17 protein-coding genes are annotated in these 16,705 nt (G+C 49.2%); 10 read left to right on the top strand and 7 right to left on the bottom strand.

Annotation, left to right across the window (positions count from 1 at the left end):
• Window positions 1-28: 28 nt before the first annotated feature.
• The 3 genes from accA (at window position 29) to folE (ending at window position 3,164) form a co-directional block, all read left to right on the top strand.
• Window positions 29-1,024 (top strand): acetyl-CoA carboxylase carboxyl transferase subunit alpha, encoded by a 996-nt coding sequence (accA, locus tag PN498_RS24800; RefSeq protein WP_272066136.1) that lies wholly within the window; start codon window positions 29-31, stop codon window positions 1,022-1,024.
• Between the two features lie 627 nt (window positions 1,025-1,651).
• Window positions 1,652-2,377, top strand: a complete 726-nt coding sequence (locus PN498_RS24795) for an SDR family oxidoreductase (RefSeq protein ID WP_272066135.1) — start codon at window positions 1,652-1,654, stop codon at window positions 2,375-2,377.
• A 64-nt stretch (window positions 2,378-2,441) separates the two neighbouring features.
• Entirely contained in the window at window positions 2,442-3,164 is a 723-nt protein-coding gene (gene folE, locus PN498_RS24790) for a GTP cyclohydrolase I FolE (RefSeq protein ID WP_272066134.1), read from the top strand.
• A 253-nt stretch (window positions 3,165-3,417) separates the two neighbouring features.
• Here the strand turns inward: folE and PN498_RS24785 are convergent, their stop codons facing one another.
• Complete coding sequence (locus PN498_RS24785) at window positions 3,418-4,107, bottom strand: phosphoribosylanthranilate isomerase (protein WP_272066133.1); 690 nt, start codon at window positions 4,105-4,107, stop codon at window positions 3,418-3,420.
• Between the two features lie 93 nt (window positions 4,108-4,200).
• Here PN498_RS24785 and psaK point away from each other — a divergent pair, with 93 nt between their 5' ends.
• Window positions 4,201-4,476: a photosystem I reaction center subunit PsaK gene (gene psaK / locus PN498_RS24780; protein WP_272066132.1), complete on the top strand. Its 276-nt coding sequence runs from the start codon at window positions 4,201-4,203 to the stop codon at window positions 4,474-4,476.
• A gap of 314 nt (window positions 4,477-4,790) precedes the next feature.
• Complete coding sequence (locus tag PN498_RS24775) at window positions 4,791-5,999, top strand: site-2 protease family protein (protein WP_272066131.1); 1,209 nt, start codon at window positions 4,791-4,793, stop codon at window positions 5,997-5,999.
• 60 nt (window positions 6,000-6,059) lie between these two features.
• On the opposite strand, the gene PN498_RS24770 is transcribed toward PN498_RS24775, so the two are convergent.
• Together PN498_RS24770 and PN498_RS24765 are read right to left on the bottom strand one after the other, a co-directional pair.
• On the bottom strand, window positions 6,060-6,896 hold the full coding sequence (locus tag PN498_RS24770) for a lipoate--protein ligase family protein (RefSeq protein ID WP_334312287.1): 837 nt from the start codon (window positions 6,894-6,896) through the stop codon (window positions 6,060-6,062).
• A gap of 3 nt (window positions 6,897-6,899) precedes the next feature.
• The gene (locus PN498_RS24765) at window positions 6,900-7,376 is read right to left on the bottom strand and encodes a YbjN domain-containing protein (protein ID WP_272066130.1); all 477 of its coding nucleotides are present in this window, start codon (window positions 7,374-7,376) and stop codon (window positions 6,900-6,902) included.
• A gap of 273 nt (window positions 7,377-7,649) precedes the next feature.
• Here PN498_RS24765 and PN498_RS24760 point away from each other — a divergent pair, with 273 nt between their 5' ends.
• On the top strand, window positions 7,650-8,246 hold the full coding sequence (locus tag PN498_RS24760) for an NAD(P)H-dependent oxidoreductase (protein WP_272066129.1): 597 nt from the start codon (window positions 7,650-7,652) through the stop codon (window positions 8,244-8,246).
• Window positions 8,247-8,347: 101 nt separating this feature from the next.
• Here PN498_RS24760 and PN498_RS24755 read toward each other — a convergent pair whose 3' ends face one another.
• Window positions 8,348-9,436 (bottom strand): class I SAM-dependent methyltransferase, encoded by a 1,089-nt coding sequence (locus PN498_RS24755; protein ID WP_272066128.1) that lies wholly within the window; start codon window positions 9,434-9,436, stop codon window positions 8,348-8,350.
• A 185-nt stretch (window positions 9,437-9,621) separates the two neighbouring features.
• Window positions 9,622-10,809, bottom strand: coding sequence for a TetR/AcrR family transcriptional regulator (locus tag PN498_RS24750; protein ID WP_272066127.1), 1,188 nt, complete (start codon window positions 10,807-10,809; stop codon window positions 9,622-9,624).
• Between the two features lie 122 nt (window positions 10,810-10,931).
• Here PN498_RS24750 and PN498_RS24745 point away from each other — a divergent pair, with 122 nt between their 5' ends.
• On the top strand, window positions 10,932-11,777 hold the full coding sequence (locus PN498_RS24745) for an acyl-CoA desaturase (protein ID WP_272066126.1): 846 nt from the start codon (window positions 10,932-10,934) through the stop codon (window positions 11,775-11,777).
• 103 nt (window positions 11,778-11,880) lie between these two features.
• Here PN498_RS24745 and glnA read toward each other — a convergent pair whose 3' ends face one another.
• Window positions 11,881-13,299 (bottom strand): type I glutamate--ammonia ligase, encoded by a 1,419-nt coding sequence (gene glnA, locus PN498_RS24740; protein ID WP_272066125.1) that lies wholly within the window; start codon window positions 13,297-13,299, stop codon window positions 11,881-11,883.
• A 625-nt stretch (window positions 13,300-13,924) separates the two neighbouring features.
• Here glnA and apcB point away from each other — a divergent pair.
• Window positions 13,925-14,434, top strand: coding sequence for an allophycocyanin subunit beta (apcB, locus tag PN498_RS24735; protein WP_272066124.1), 510 nt, complete (start codon window positions 13,925-13,927; stop codon window positions 14,432-14,434).
• A 61-nt stretch (window positions 14,435-14,495) separates the two neighbouring features.
• Window positions 14,496-15,767, top strand: a complete 1,272-nt coding sequence (locus PN498_RS24730) for an FGGY-family carbohydrate kinase (protein WP_272066123.1) — start codon at window positions 14,496-14,498, stop codon at window positions 15,765-15,767.
• A gap of 219 nt (window positions 15,768-15,986) precedes the next feature.
• On the opposite strand, the gene petG is transcribed toward PN498_RS24730, so the two are convergent.
• Entirely contained in the window at window positions 15,987-16,100 is a 114-nt protein-coding gene (gene petG, locus PN498_RS24725; RefSeq protein ID WP_272066122.1) for a cytochrome b6-f complex subunit V, read from the bottom strand.
• Between the two features lie 208 nt (window positions 16,101-16,308).
• On the opposite strand from petG, the gene PN498_RS24720 reads away from it, so the two are divergent.
• On the top strand, window positions 16,309-16,698 hold the full coding sequence (locus tag PN498_RS24720; protein WP_334312286.1) for a cytochrome c: 390 nt from the start codon (window positions 16,309-16,311) through the stop codon (window positions 16,696-16,698).
• Window positions 16,699-16,705: the final 7 nt, after the last annotated feature.

The following is a 16,705-nucleotide window of genomic DNA, read 5'->3' as shown; positions in this document are numbered from 1 at the left end:
ACATCCTGCATTGACGCAAGCTAAGACTATGCCCACCACTCAACGGAAAGCAATTCTGCTAGATTTCGAAAAGCCTTTGGTCGAGCTAGAGGAACGGATTAGCCAAATAAGAAATTTAGCTGAGGATAATGACGTCGATGTGTCAACTCAGCTGCGACAGCTAGAGGCTCGGGCAGATCAGCTACGTCAAGAGATCTTCGCAAGTTTGACGCCTGCTCAACGTTTGCAAGTGGCTCGTCATCCTCGTCGCCCCAGCACGTTGGACTACATTCAGGCCATTAGCGACGAGTGGATTGAACTCCATGGCGATCGCGCTTCTGGGAAAGACGATCCGGCTTTGGTTGGTGGAGTGGCTCGCTTTGAGGGGCGTCCTGTGGTGATGCTAGGGCACCAGAAAGGGCGCGACACCAAGGATAATGTTGCCCGTAATTTTGGTATGGCTTCTCCGGGGGGCTATCGCAAGGCGATGCGATTGATGAATCACGCCAATCGTTTCAATATGCCAATCTTTGCCTTCATTGATACGCCGGGGGCCTATCCGGGCTATGAAGCAGAAGAAATGGGACAAGGAGAGGCGATCGCCTACAACCTCAGAGAGATGTTTGCCTTAGAGGTGCCTATTATTTGTACGGTTATTGGTGAAGGCGGGTCAGGCGGTGCGCTTGGAATTGGAATCGGCGATCGCCTGATGATGTTCGAACATTCCGTCTATACTGTCGCGAGTCCAGAAGCCTGTGCGGCTATTTTGTGGAAAGATGCTGGGCGAGCAGGTGAAGCTGCCGAGGCCTTGAAAATTACGGCTGCTGACCTGAAAGGATTGGGCATTTTGGATGTGATGCTGGCGGAACCTCTGGGTGGCGCCCATGCCGATCCGCTTAAGGCCACCCAAATTCTAAGAGAAGCGCTCCGAGAAAATTTGGAAACATTGTTGACCCTGTCACCTGCTGAACGCAAAGAACTGCGATATCAAAAATTCCGTCAAATTGGTGTTTTTGCAGAAATGACCCAAAACGGACAGAGCTAAGGCGTTTTCTGGCAATGAATATCCCCCTGTAGGTTGGTGTCGAGGAACAAGACCTAACATGCTCAAAGCCTCTATTTTGTTGGTTTCCTAACGTAACTGCAACCGACCGCCTTGGTTTTTTAGGGTCATTTCTTTTTTGGACGCTTCTAATACTCAAGCGTCTCTATTCACTAGTATCACTACGCGGAATTCAAAATTCAAATACTCTGCGAGAAGAGCAAAGCTCTACAAAACTAAGGCAGATAAGCTTTCTCAGTGTTTTGAATGGTGAGCCTATTTCTGCCGCAGTGTACTAGGCTTTGGTGAATATTGCAGCTAGGAAATTAGGGCAGTTGAAACCCCTCCGGTCTACTCTTGGCCAGGGTTTGCTTTAGCCGATTGTTCGGGCTATGCGGCCCGGGGGGCATACCTGTACCCATCGCCCCGCTCTCTGATTGAACTGGTATGATAGGCGATGGCAAATGAGAGATTCTCCCAAAGTAATTTACATTTGTTAATATGTATTTCGGCAGAAATTCTAGGCTCCTATTCAGTTGTTCCTCATTTTTGTCTGGCAGCTTGAAGGTGACGCTTGCAGGGGCTACTCCTGCTCCGCTGTCAGTTAGCCCTTTGCATTGTGATTAACTCATGACTTCTGAAACGCAACGGCGTGCACTGATTACAGGTGCTAGCAGTGGAATTGGTCGCGAAACTGCGATCGCGTTTGCTAAAGCCGGAATTGATGTTGCATTGGTTGCTCGTTCTCAATCTAAACTGGAGACCTTGACTTCAGAGCTTCTGCAAATGGGTATTGAGGCCAAGCCATACGTCATCGATCTAAGTCAGATCGAGACTTTGCAAACGTCTTTGAGCCTTCTGCTTGAAGATTTTGGCTCTGTCAATATTCTGATTAATAACGCAGGAATGGGATATACGGGTTCGCTTGCCAGCATGCCGCTTGCTGATTGGCAAAAGCTGATGGACCTCAATTTGACCAGCGTTTTTTTGGTCATGCAAGCCGTTATTCCTGAAATGCGTGCTCAAGGCGGAGGCACCATTGTCAATGTGGCATCGATCGCGGCTCACAATGCCTTCCCAACCTGGGGAGCTTACAGTGCTAGCAAGGCGGGCTTGGTTAGTCTTTCCCGCATCTTGGGCGCTGAAGAAAGTGAGAATGGCATTCGAGTTATGACAGTGTCTCCCGGAGCCGTTAATACGCCTCTATGGGATACCGAGACAGTACAAGCTGACTTTGCGCGATCGCAGATGCTGACACCCGCGATCGTTGCTCAGACTATCCTCAACGCTGTTCAGCTTCCAGATTCTGCGGTCATTGACGAAATCACGTTGATGCCCAGTGGTGGTGCCCTTTGATCGGTGGATAGAGCGATCAATCGGCGAGTTTTTAGATGTTAGGAGAGTTAACAATAGATTCACTATGACTACCGTGTCTTCCAATGCCAACAATGGTGCAAGCTTGTCGAGTACGCCTGCAGATGTAGACCTGCGTCAAAATGGAATGTCGACCATCCGTCCTGATCGCAGCACTGTCCATGGTCGGAGCACGACTTCAAAACCTGCGTCCGACGAAGGTCAGTTAGCCATGATGGATGCCGTCAGAACGATGCTGATTTCTTTGGGGGAAGATCCTGACCGTGAGGGCCTGCTCAAAACGCCAAAGCGAGTAGCAGAGGCCATGAGATTTTTGACCAGTGGTTATAGTCAGTCTCTGGAAGAATTGGTGAACAACGCCATTTTTGATGAAGGCCACAATGAAATGGTCCTTGTGCGAGACATTAACCTATTCAGTCTGTGCGAGCATCATATGCTGCCATTCATGGGCCGTGCTCACGTCGCTTATATTCCTAAACAGCGCGTAGTGGGTCTGAGCAAGCTGGCCCGTATTGTCGAAATGTTTTCCCGCCGCTTACAGGTTCAGGAGCGTCTGACTCGTCAAGTAGCGGAAGCGATTCAGGAAATTTTGGATCCCCAAGGGGTTGCGGTAGTGGTTGAAGCAAGCCACATGTGCATGACGATGCGTGGAGTTCAAAAGCCAGGATCTTGGACCGTCACGAGTGCCATGTTGGGCTGTTTCCAGGAAGATTCCAAGACCCGCGAAGAGTTCTTGAGTTTGGTCCGTCATCAGCCCTCGATTTTCTAATAAGCCTGCGTAGTCAATTGACTATTCGTGGATTGGCTACGCTAAAGCTGTAGACTATGGACGCTAAGAAACTCACCAATCATCTATCAGCGTTGGGTTTCTCTGTGTCCATATCAACCTACGTAACTCACCATCTCAGGGGATAACTAGTACACCACCGCAGAAATAGGCTCACCATTAAAAACACTGGGAAAGCTTATCTGCCTTAGTTTTGTAGAGCTTTGCTCTAAATTGCTACAGCTGTTCTAGCTGCCTAAGAGTACTCAGAGTTTTTTGATCTTGAAGCTAGCTGCTTGAATAAAATTTTGACCTTATCCAAGGATTTATTGCCAGGACTGATTTCTACGCCGCTAGAGAGATCAATTCCGTGAGGGGTCACTGTGTCAAGAGCTTCTCCAATATTCTGAGGGGTCAGCCCTCCCGCTAAAATCCACGGTTTTGAAAGCTGAAAATGGTGTAGCGATCGCCAATCCAACGTTTTTCCTGTACCTCCCAAAAGCTTGGGATGATAGGCGTCCAGTAGAACCGCATCAACGATATCTTCATAGGTCTTGGCTATTGCTAGATCAGCATCTGAGCGAATACGCAGGGCCTTGATAAGCCTCAGACGCGGATAGGCTTCGCTAATCTGATGGCAGATTGTAGGCGTTTCCTGACCATGTAATTGCAGGGTTGTCAGCTGTCCAACATCGACGGCTTCCTGCAGTTCTGCCTCTGTCGGATTGGCAAAAACTCCAACTCGCTCTACCTGTATGAGTGACTCGGCTAATAGAGATTCGCTAATGGCTCGAATTTGTAATGGTGTGACGTAGCGAGGAGACGATCGCACACTGATAAAACCGATGGCATTTGCACCAAGGTGCGCGATCGTTATCGCTTGCTCTGGTACCATCAATCCACAAATCTTTACCCAAAGAGAGGAATCTATACGGGATAGTGTCACCCTGTTAACTCTATTGAACAATTCGCCAAACTTGATTCTACGGGTCTTTATGATCCAGAGCGTAAACTGCTGCGTTTTTTCGGAGGCAAACCGTTGCTGTCTTCTTATCTAGTGGTGCTAGCTCAACAGGCTCCGCAAACTCCTGAGTGGTCTTTCCAAGTTGCTCTGATTATGATCCTATGCAATTTGTTTGTCATTGCGATCGGGCGCTATGCAATTCAGCGGCCTGGAGCTGGCCCGACATTGCCGTTTAGCCTGCCAGGTCTATTTGAAGGGTTTGGTGTGCCTGAACTGCTGGCGACTACGAGCCTGGGGCACATTTTGGGTGCTGGCATGATTTTAGGACTCGGCAACGCCGGACTGCTCTAAGGCGGCGATAAACCAGTCATCCTCAGATCTTGCACTGAAGCATTATTCCCTGCATTCGCCCTCTTAAATCCCCCAAGTTTGGGGGATTTCGACCTCAGAACCCCCAAATATTGGTAGGCAGAGGGGCCAAGCAGTTAGTGTAAATTCAGCTGCAAAAGATTAAGTGAATCCTAATCACGATCACTTATGGGTGGGTTATCTCTCCATCAGCGACGCGACTCTTGGCTGTGAACAGGTCGAGGGCCTGTCTAAAATGAAGAAGTCTCTGGCACATATTACCGGAGATTGTTCACATCTCTTTTTATGGCTTAACTATGCGGTCTGGATGGCGCGTTGGCTCCATTGTCGGAATACCTCTCTACTTGGACACCTCCTGGTTTGTCATTGTGCTGTTGGTAACGTTCGTTTACGGCAGCAATCCTCTATGGCAAGAACGATGGGGAGATGTTTCCTGGATTATTGGTTTGGCAATGGCTCTCTTGTTATTTGGGTCAGTGCTGCTCCACGAATTGGGTCACAGCTTGATTGCCAAATCTCAAGGGATTGAGGTCAATTCAATCACGCTGTTTTTGTTTGGTGGCATTGCTGCTATCGACCAGGAATCAAAAACACCTGGGCAAGCCTTTCAGGTTGCGATCGCCGGCCCTGCGGTCAGCTTTGGTCTCTATCTTTTGTTAACTTTCTGCGTGGCTGTTCTTTCTCTGCCGGAACCCGTGGCTGTTTTGTTCAGCAACGTTGCTCAAATCAATTTAGTCCTGACCCTCTTTAATTTGATTCCAGGCTTGCCGCTGGATGGTGGGCAAGTCCTGAAAGCAGCAGTGTGGAAAGCAACTGACAGTCGCCTTAAGGGTGTTCGTTGGGCTGCAAGAGCCGGACAAGTCTTAGGCTGGTCGGCTGTCGGAATTGGTCTATTGGCCTATCTTGCGCAGCCTAGCTTAGACCTCATTTGGATTGTCTTGATTGGCGGCTTTGCCATCCGCAATGCGTCTAATTATGGTCGGGTGGCAGATTTGCAAGAGACGCTGTCGGAACTTACAGCGGCTGACGCCCTAGCCCGCGATTTTCGAGTCCTTGATGCCAATATGACTCTGCGGCAGTTTGCTGATGAGTACTTGCTGCAGACGTCTCGTGCGCCCATGTATTTTGCTGCATCTGATGGTCGCTACCGAGGCATGGTTAGTATTGACGACGTTCGAGAGGTTGAGCGCAGCGAATGGGAAAGTCGGACACTGCTGAGTATTGCTCGTCCGCTGACATCGATAACCAATGTTCGTGAGTCAACTTCTTTGCCCGAAGTGATTACTTTCTTAGAAAAGCAAGATCTGCCTCGCGTTGTCGTTTTGACACCTACGGATGCTGTTGCTGGCGTTATTGATCGCGGTGAGATTGTGCGAGCGCTCGCTCAAAAAATGAATTTGTCTATCTCAGATGCTGTGATTCAGCGCATCAAAGACGAGGGGGAATATCCGCCTGGTCTTAAGCTGCCTGCCCTGGCCAAAGGCTTGGAAGAGAAGCGTAGCTAACAATGACTGTTGGGGGCACAAGCCTAGATCGCTACAGCTACATAAACGGGAAAGCCTGGTTTATGTGATTTGAAAGGAGGCTTCCTGGCTTTTGATCTCCGCCATGTTCTCCGTGCTGAATGAGGCAGTTTGAACTGATATATTGAGCGATCGCTCTAACTCTTGGACAATCAAGCTTGATAACTTGTCCAGCCAGCTTTGATTACCCCTCTTTGGAATGGCCTTTGGGGGTTCCAATAGGGAGGATTCCTGCCCAAAGACCTGAGCATATAGCTGTGGATCGGGCCATAACCGAATAGAGCCATGTTGTAGCAGATAGCGATCGCGTCGTAGTTGGGCACTTCCCACTAATTTATAGCCCGTTGGCGTAACGAGATCTGCCGCCGTCGCAAGGTCAAAGCAGTTTGTTTTATCTCGATAACCTCGCCCTGCCGTACCGTATTGCAAAGTCACTCCCAATTGTGCCCAAGCCTCAATCAGGGCGTCACAGAGGGTTTGATACCAGTCTTGGCGGCGTTGACCCGACATCGGCATGACAACTGCGTAGGTTAAATCGCCTTGATGCAGCACGGCCCGTCCTCCTGTCGGTCTTCGAACAATTTCAACAGGTTGCCCCTGCCAAGTCAGCGATCGCCAATAGTCAGGCCATTGTTTTTGGTGATAGCCCAACGAAATCGCCACCGGAGACCAGCGATAGAAGCGCAGAGTGGGCGGCTGTTTGCCTTGAATCAACTGCTCCAGTAACCCAATATCAGTTGCCATCTGCAAAGCACCGGAAGCAGTGTATTCAGGGATCCAATGCCAGACGGCTGGCGGGGCTTCTTGCTCCCGCTCTACTGGTCCATCTAAGTTGCCTTGAACTAAATTGGCTTGCAGATTTGTTACAGCCTCGTCCACCAGTTAGGTACCGTATTCGGCCTGTAGGGTTTCATCGTTGTCGTCCGCGATCGTCGCAACAATCGTCATGGTGCGAGAGATTTCTCCAGGGGAAATATCAGCGAGGGGACGGCTGGCGAGGACAACGACCTGTTCGCCCAAAATGCCAAAGCAGGCTTCGAAGGTTTCGCCACAATTCATTTCAAGAATATGACGCATCAGCTTTGGCTCATCCTTCGCAGGTAGGTCTAGAACGGGAGACCAGACAGTAAGGACATCTTCATCGCTAGTGCCTGTCAGCTTGACAAAAACGTCAACACTGCCGTATTTGAATTTCCAAAAGGTTCCTTCCTTGGTATGGCTAACCATCGCGCTTTGATCTTGCTCTAGGCTACCGATCACGGTTTCGATAACCTCAAGATGGTTTGCTGTCAGTGTTTCTTCCCCTTCATTGCCATCGAAGGTTGCTAAGGTTTCCTGACCCGGCGATATCGTTGTCATGGTCAATGCCGATATAACTGCTCATCCAAATCTAACTGTTGTTTCCACAATTTTGTAAGACAGGCAGGATTTTTTCCAAAATAAGGCCGTGAAAACCTCGTATGGCCAGATGGCTCACCGTTTTGTCCTAACAGAACTGGCGGGCTATGTGCCGATTTTTATGCTCAAATTTCCTCAGGAGAGCTTAACCCAGAATTTACGTTTGTGGTTTAACCTCTGATAGATTAGTTCTGGTGTATTGGTTTAATTGTAAAACTATAGATGGCGTTCTATATGCGAGCGGTTGCAATTGTCTATTTTTCAGCCAACAATCACACTCATCTCATGGCGGAGGCTATTTCAGAAGGCGTACAAAAGGCAGGACATCAGGCTGAATTGTTACGGATCACGGGCGATCAGATGAGCGAAGGACGCTGGAAAGATGACGCTGTGATGGAGAAATTGAATGCAGCAGATGCAATCGTGTTCGGTTCTCCGACCTACATGGGAGGAGTTGCAGCTCAGTTCAAGGCCTTCATCGATGCGGCTAGTGAGGTCTGGTTTGCTCAAGGTTGGAAAGATAAGATCGCCGCAGGCTTCACGCACTCTAGCTCTCTCAGTGGTGATAAGCAGGGGACGCTAATTTATATGGCAATTAATGCTGCTCAGCACTCGATGACTTGGATTAATGCAGGCGATATGCCAAGCCACTATCTAGGCAAATCAGACGGCATCAACCGTTTGGGAGCATTTATGGGCGTGATGGGGCAGAGCCCGATGGTTTCGGGTGACGAAGAGGCGCAGCTTGACGCAGGAGATCGCCTAACCTGTGTCAGCTTTGGCGATCGCATCGCTAAAGCAACCCAACGGTGGATGGCTGCTGAGGAATAAAGAACTTGCAAGAGCGCAGATTACAACCCACCATCGCTAACCGCAGATAGGGAAAAACCCTGCGCTCTCTATTTAAGGGGTTCTGTTTAGCCCGTATGGACCTAAGCAGGCTTTCGAGCTACCCAGTACTTGCTGACAAAGTGAACCTCAGTTTCAATCTCGACGAAACCCGCCTTAGCTAGGCGATCGCTCAAATCGTCGTAAGTATAGTCGCGGTAATAAGGCTCGTGGAACAGCGCTGGGAAGTTCACCATCATTGGTTCTAGCTCCGGCGTGTCAACCATTTGAATGGAATCGCAAATGATGAATGTACCGCCCGGCTTGGTTACCCGATAAGCCTCATCAATGACCTGCTGACGAACGGGCGCGGGCAGTTCGTGAAAGAGGAACACACAGGTGAGTGCATCAAAGTAGTTCTCTCGATAAGGCATGTCCTCCGCCTTACCTTGAACAAGCTGAGGCAGGGTCCCGGGTGTTTCTGCTAGCAGCTGGTTAGCCTTTCGCAGGTAGGCTGGCGATAAGTCAATCCCAAACAGGGAAACCTCAGGAAATACCTCTCGTAACATTTTGAGCGTACGAGCTGTACCACAGGCCACGTCTAGCACCTTCAAAGGCTCAACAGGTTCACTAGGCGCCTGCTGAATCGTATTAGCCACCACCTGCTTGACTTGCAGAGCCTGCTGTAAAGGAGCCAAAATACGCCGCCGCATGGCGTCAGCCGTGCCGCCAAACAACAGCTCAACTTGAGTGTCATACAAATTAGCTGACAGGTCGCTCAAGTAGCCATTGGTTTGATGGTGAAAGTTACGCAGATAGTAGCGAGGGAAGATGGAGGTGTTGATGTCTTCATCGAAACTGTAGACGTCGTTGGTTCCAACACGCTCCCAGATAGCCGGTAAATCAAGCCAGATAGCCGGATAATACTGGAAAAAATCCGCCCAAGGATTGTCAAACAGCAAGCTTTTTGAGTAAATGCCTGCTTCTGCATCCTTCCAATCAACTTCCAACAAAGCATCCCGACGGCGAGAAATTTCTTGCAAAAAATTGGGATTAATTGACTCAAGTTCTATTTTGATATCCGGTCTGAGCCACTGGCGAAGTTGCGTCGCGATCGCCTTGTGACCAAGACCAAAGTAATTCTTCCCATCTTGAAAGGCTTGGTAAGCCATTTTTGTCAATGTGTCAGGCATCGGATTGAATGCAGAATATGAATGAACATGAATATCTATAGAATGAATTGTAACGAAGATTGAAGCCGCAAGCAGGGAGGTGCTTTTATTTCTGCCCTGATATATCGGATGTATCTGTGGCTGATGTAGCTGTAATGATTGAAGCCGCTGACTCCTAGCCTGGACGAGAGATGAATTTTTGAACGCTATTGCTTTTGGTCGAGCGATCGCGCCTGCTCTAATGCGGCTTTAGCCTTGGCCCTCAAAACATAAGGTTTAAGTTGCTCAGGACTCCACCCTGACAAGATACTGAGGTTATCAAGCGTTATGCCTCTCGTCAGCATCTCTACACACCACGTTTGCTTGGCCTGAACGGGACTTGTTGCCGAAGCGGACGGCACTCCTTCTGTCCAGGTTTGCCACTGTTTAAGAACATCACTGACCGTAATGGGGATATCGCCCTCTTTTAAGAAAATCCAGGGTGTTTCATCTTTGCGGCTTTTCAACCATTTGGTCAGGGGATTATTGACAAAAGAGCCATAGCGCTTGCCTAGAATCCATTGATTGACTGAAACCTGACGTGATCCAACTTGCACTGTGTGCTGGGTTTTGTCGCTCAAATGATGCGACCTTGTGAGCTTGGTCATCTCATCCGGTTCTAGCCCTGCTGCAAATAAGACATAGGCCATAGCATGTGCCTGAAGACTCACAGCTCGGGCCTGCTGCAGGGTTTGATGGACCCAAGGCTCAGGCAAATCCTGAACGATTGTTACGGAGGTCATAGCGTTGAGTTCTGGTCTATTGGGTATTTCAGAAGAAACAGCGGCTTTCAACAGTAAGTCAACTAGCCCAGTTAAAAAATCATCGCGGCTTTCCCATAGATGATGCTCCTCGCTGGATGATTCCACCACGATATAGCCGATCAAAGTAGCGCCTAGAAGCCCAGCGAGCTTTACCGGCGGGAAAAGATTGGACGGCATTGTCTGCTCTAAGTACCGAGCAACGTAGTGACTCGCTTCATCTAACCGTTGACCCAAAGCCTGGCGGTTTTCTTGGGGATATTGATCAGCTTCGCCAATCAGCGATCGCACTAAGGCTGGAATTTCTTCTAGCAGATGTAGCAGATTGCTGGCGTACAAGCGTACGGCTTCACGGCCATCTTCAGTTGCGATCGCTTGCTGTTGGAGGGTTTCATCCAGAGTCCGGAATGTTGGAGCTTCCTCAAGTACTGCTTGCAGTAAACCGTACTTATTCCCGAAATTCCGAAATAGAGTGACTTCGTTGACCTTCGCTAGATTCGCGATCTGGCGAGTCGTCGTGTGGTTTATCCCTTGGGATAGAAAGAGTTCTGAGGCCGCTTGAATCAGCCGCTCACGAGAAGACGAAGTTGACATAAATTAAATCTGAAAGTGCCACTTGCATTTGAGCAAGCAATAAAGTTATCTTAAATGGTGCAAGTAATACTTGCTTTGGCTATTCATTATGGCCTCTAACCCCACTTAAATCAGTACACCCTATGAACGCAAATTCACCTAGATCCTTAACTCTGCAAGCAACCTCCCTGAACTGGTTAGCCGTTTTCTTCTTCGGCTCATTTCACGGAATGACTCTATTGGCTCCCAGGTACTTTTCCTGGTCAGCCCTAGCAGTTGCGTTGTTGCTACATTGGCTATTTGGCGGCATTGGTATTTGCTTAGGCTATCACCGTTTGCTGAGTCACCGTAGCTTCCAGGTGCCTCAGTGGTTAGAGTATGGCGTTGCCACGTTAGGAGCTTTAGCGATACAAGGAGGACCTATTTTCTGGATCGCGGGGCATCGTCAGCATCACGCTTTCACCGAAGATGTGCAAAAAGATCCCTACTCTGCTCAACGAGGGTTTTGGTGGAGCCATATGGGCTGGATTCTAAAGCCTCAACACGCCATTTTTACTTTCAGTCGATATCAAAAATATGCGCCTGATTTGACTCAAAAAGCTTACTATCGCTGGCTCGATCGCTACTTCCTGCTGCTGCAAGTTCCACTTGCGATCGTCCTATATGCAATGGGTGGATGGTCGTTTGTCATTTATGGCATCTTTGTTCGGTCTGTGCTGCTATGGCACTCTACGTGGTTTGTTAACTCAGCCACTCATTGCTGGGGCTACCGCAACTTTGCCACTGACGATAATGCCCGTAATCTTTGGTGGGTGTCTCTTTTGACCTATGGAGAGGGCTGGCACAACAACCATCACACTTTCCCTAAAGCGGCTCAGACGGGTTGGCGCTGGTGGGAGATTGACGTTACTTGGCACACGATTCAGCTATTGCAAAGGTTCGGGTTGGCGACAAAGGTCAAGCGAATTCCTGTGACCCAGAGACCATAACGTTAGCGCTGACAAAAAATAAAAGTATCGCCCCTGGTTGCTGAGCAGCAACCAGGGGCGATGTGTTAGCTATACGTGACGTCCGTCAGCTCATCCAGTGAACTTAGCAGTCGTAGTAAAGGGCTAACTCATAGGGATGAGGACGCAGACGCATGGGGTTCACTTCGTTGTCTAGCTTGTACTCAATCCAATTTTGGATGAAGTCTTCGGTGAAAACGCCTCCCACGGTGAGGAAATCGTGATCTTCCTCAAGGGCCTTCAGCGCATCTAGTAAAGAGCCAGGCGTTGAAGGAATCTTCGACAGTTCCTCAGGGCTGAGATCGTAGATATCAACGTCTAGGGGGTCGCCCGGATCGATGTTGTTCTTGATGCCGTCGATACCGGCACAAAGCATTGCGGCGAAGGCTAGGTAGGGATTGGACGTTGCATCGGGACAGCGGAACTCCAATCGCTTAGCTTTAGGACTGTCACCGGAAAGGGGAATCCGTACGGAAGCAGAACGGTTACCTTGGGAGTACGCCAGGTTGACCGGAGCCTCAAAACCCGGCACCAGACGCTTGTAGGAGTTGGTCGTGGGGTTCGTGAACGCCAAAAGCGCAGGCGCGTGTTTCAAAATACCGCCGATATACCACAGGGCATTCTGGCTCAAACCTGCGTACTTGTCCCCACCAAAAGTCGGCTCTCCGCCGTTCCAGATGGACTGGTGAGTATGCATACCCGAACCATTGTCGTTGAACAAGGGCTTTGGCATGAAGGTGACTGACTTACCGTACTTCTTACCGACGTTCTTGATGCAGTACTTATAAATCATGAGCCAGTCAGCGGCCTGAACCAACTCACCAAAGCGGAATCCCAACTCACACTGACCGCCCGTAGCGACTTCGTGGTGGTGCTTTTCAATGGGAACGCCCAGAGAGGCCATCGACAATAGCATTTCGCTCCGCATGTCTTGCAAGGTATCGGTTGGTGATACGGGGAAATAGCCTTCCTTGTAGCGGGGCTTATAGCCTAGGTTGCCTCCCTCTTCCTCACGGCCAGTATTCCAGCGGCCTTCAACGCTGTCTACGTAGTAATAGGAGGAATGCTCGGTTTGATCAAAACGGACATCATCGAAAACGAAGAACTCGGCTTCAGGACCAAAGTAAGCGGTGTCACCAATGCCAGTTGATTTCAAGTAATCGATCGCCTTAGTCGCGATCGCTCTAGGACATCGTTCGTACAGTTCACCTGTGCGTGGCTCTTTAATCGTACAAATCAGGCTTAGGGTTGGCTCCTTCATGAAAGGATCAATCCAAGCAGAGTCAGGATCGGGCACCATCATCATGTCTGATTCGTTGATGGCTTTCCAGCCCCGAATACTCGAACCATCGAAAGCAACTCCGGCGGTGAAGCTATCGGCATCGATCTGGCTTCTATGAACGGTCAGATGTTGCCAGACACCAGGCAAGTCGATGAACTTTAGATCGATCAACTGAATGTCTTCGTCTTGAATCTTTTTCAAGATCTCTTCAGCAGTCGTCATGAATTACTCCTTGAATACTCTCCAGTTTTTGTAAGGGCAACTTTGGTTGAGTCGGCTAGTGAAGTAGACAAGGCTCTCAAAAGCACCAAGAATGCTCTCAACTTTTGAAAAAAGCCCTTAAATCCTGAATGACTAATACATTCCGTATGTCCCGTCTCTTGCCTCAAGTTGTCTGATTCATCCTATGGATAGGGGTTGGTCGCTTTTGTATCAAGTTTTACGAAAATAGAAACCTTCCCCCAGAAGCTGGTTTTCGTAAGAATTCGTTCAGATTCCCAACACCTTTTTTCCCGTGCCCCACTTCTGGTTAAGTGAGACGATCGCTGTCTTATGTTTCAAAAGTTTTCGGAATGTAACAATCACAGGCCAAGGTTCTTCATCTTTCTCACGAGAGCCCCCTTTGTCGATGGGTGACGTGATAGACTGGCTCGTGGATCACTTGGATACTCAAAAAGCTGACCAGACGGGCTGTTTGGTACTTTTGGTTAGGTGATTTTGTCACGGGGATACACCTCAAAAATGCTTTGGCAGACGGGTGGTTTTTAATAAGCGCGATCGCTGTCCCGCGACTCCTTTTTTTAGAAAACGTGGGACCTTTTAGGACTGATTGGGGAGAAAAACGTTCATGCGGGATGCCGTAACGACTTTGATCCGAAATTACGATGCAACGGGCCGTTATCTGGATCAAGATGCTCTTGATTCTTTGCGAGGTTATTTTGATACCGGAATGGCTCGGGTTCAGGTGGCGACGATGATCAGCGCAAATGCTGCTGAAATTGTCAAAGGGGCTGCAAGCAAGCTTTTTGAGACGGTGCCTGAACTCATTCGCCCGGGTGGAAATGCCTATACGACTCGTCGCTACGCGGCTTGTCTACGCGATATGGACTATTACCTGCGCTATGGCAGCTATGCGCTGGTGGCGGGAGATTTTAACGTGTTGGACGAGCGTGTCCTTCAGGGTCTGCGCGAGACTTACAACTCGTTAGGTGTGCCCATTGCTCCTACCGTTGTTGGCATCCAAATCATGAAGGCCATGATTAAAGGCAAAGCTGCTGATGTTGGGATTGAGGAAAGCAGCTTTGTTGACCAGCCGTTTGACCACATGCTGAGAGAACTCAGCGAAGTCAGCGTCTAACTTCAACTTTGCTTATTCCACTTGAGAAACTGTAAGGGGTACATTGAGTACCCCTTTTTTTATGGCCTACTTTGCTGGATTGGATTTTGGGACCTCTGGGGCACGTATTACGGTAATAGATGCTTCCCAAACCATCATCGTTGAAGACAAAGCCCCTTATGCATCGGCAAGTCAGCTTGCTTGGGACAGGCTTTGGTTAAAAGCTTTAGATCAACTCATCCAAAACTTGCCGGAAGCCACTCGTGCAAAGCTCAAGGCGATCGCGATCAATGGCACATCAGCCACGGTGTTGCTGTGCAACTCAGTAGGCCAACCGATTACTCCACCCTTGCTTTATGACGACGACTGTGGTGAAGCCTATCGGGAACCACTGACCGCGATCGCCCCAGCCGGGAGTCCAGTGCTCAGCGCAACGTCCAGTTTGGTGAAATTGCTCTGGTGGCAAGAAACGTTACCGTCTTCAGCACTACAGCAGGCGGATTGTTTGGTGCACCAGGCTGACTGGTTGGCGTTTCAGCTCCATGGCAAGCTCAGGCTGAGCGACTATCATAATGCTCTGAAACTAGGATATGACGTTGGACAGCTCGCTTATCCTCAATGGCTTGCGAATCTAGACCTGCCTGTAACCTTGCCCACGGTTCAGGCTCCTGGTTCACTGTTGGGCTATGTTTCCAGGATGGCGAGTGAGCGCTACGGTTTGCCTCGTACCTGTGCTGTAACGGCGGGGACGACGGACAGTATTGCTGCTTTTCTTGCGAGTGGAGCGCGATCGCCTGGAGAGGCTGTGACTTCGCTAGGCTCAACTCTGGTTATTAAGCTGCTGAGTGAAACCCGAGTGGATGACAGCCGCTATGGCATCTATAGCCATCGTTTAGGAAATCTATGGCTGGTAGGGGGGGCTTCGAACACAGGAGGGGCCGTCCTCAAGCAGTATTTCTCTGACGAAGCATTACAAAAACTGAGCTCCCAGATACCGAGCGATCGCCCTTCTCAGCTGGACTACTATCCCTTAATCAAACCCGGAGAACGTTTTCCGACCAATGATCCAGACTATTCACCCCGTCTAACCCCACGTCCCTCAGATCCGGTTCATTTTCTCCATGGTTTGCTGGAGGGAATTGCTCGTATTGAAGCTCAAGGATATGACTTGCTCCAGAGCTTAGGCGCTACTGCTCCAACAGTCATCTTCACAGCAGGTGGAGGTGCTCAGAATTCAGCTTGGACAGCTCTCCGACAGCGCTTGTTGCCCTCTCCTATCCGGCCTGCCGTCTCGACGGAGGCTTCATTTGGAAGTGCCTGTCTGGCTTTAGAGGGTTGGCTAAAAATTCAGTAATCTGAAACTGTGAACCCTAAGATGCGTTTTCCACTAAGCCTAAAAGTCTTGTGGCATAAGCATTGCTGCACCCGCTCTCGATCTATCAGATAGGGGCTGAAACCGGTGCTAGCAAAAGGCAGGAATCTAGTCCTCAACCAGGCTAGATTCCTGCACCCTAAAATGGCCTTAGCTCAATTGCTACAGCTGCAAAATAGTCAGAACCCCTGGCATGAGGTTCTAGAGACCAAGCTGGTCACCGCGACGATACTGCATATAAGCAGCCACAAACAGCCCTGCTAGTGTTACAGGGATGAGACCCAATACGATTCCGCTCAAAAGAGGCTCAACCACGCTAAACGGCTCCTTTCAATTACAGTAATGAATTCTAACTGACCTTCATTATCCCATTTCTATTGAGAAGTCTAAAGATAAATGTCAAAACTCTTAGTCATTGACAGTAACCTGCCTGATATCGAAACCTTAAATGAACGTGACTTGTCATGAATCCTTAGACATCTTTAAGCTATGTTAATAACGAAACGTAATCAGACTTTTGGCCTTGACTGAAAACGCGCTCGATAAAGACCTTCAAACACATTCAGCTAGTGTTTTGCAGCTTGTCAGCATGATGGTGCTGATTGCGCTTGTTGTTCTGATTGCCGTGGTAGGAATACGGTACTTTCAGGCAGCTGATCCTTACATTCAGGACGTTTTAGCCATCGAAGGGGATGCCGATCGGGGGCAGAAGATTTTCCAGATGAATTGCGCTGTTTGCCATGGAATCGAGGCTAACGGTGAGGTTGGACCTAGTTTGCTAGGGGTATCAGCTCGTAAGTCGAAGGTGAGGTTGATCCAACAGGTCATCAGTGGCAATACTCCCCCTATGCCTCAATTTCAGCCCGAAGCTCAAGATATGGCAGATTTGCTGCAGTATTTGGAAGCTCTGTGATGTGTTC

Origin of the sequence: Oscillatoria sp. CS-180, assembly GCF_028330965.1 — a bacterium.
In the GTDB taxonomy this organism is placed as follows: domain Bacteria; phylum Cyanobacteriota; class Cyanobacteriia; order Phormidesmidales; family Phormidesmidaceae; genus Halomicronema.
Note: the sequence above shows the minus strand (reverse complement) of the source record. Positions and strands in the feature narration are given on the sequence as shown.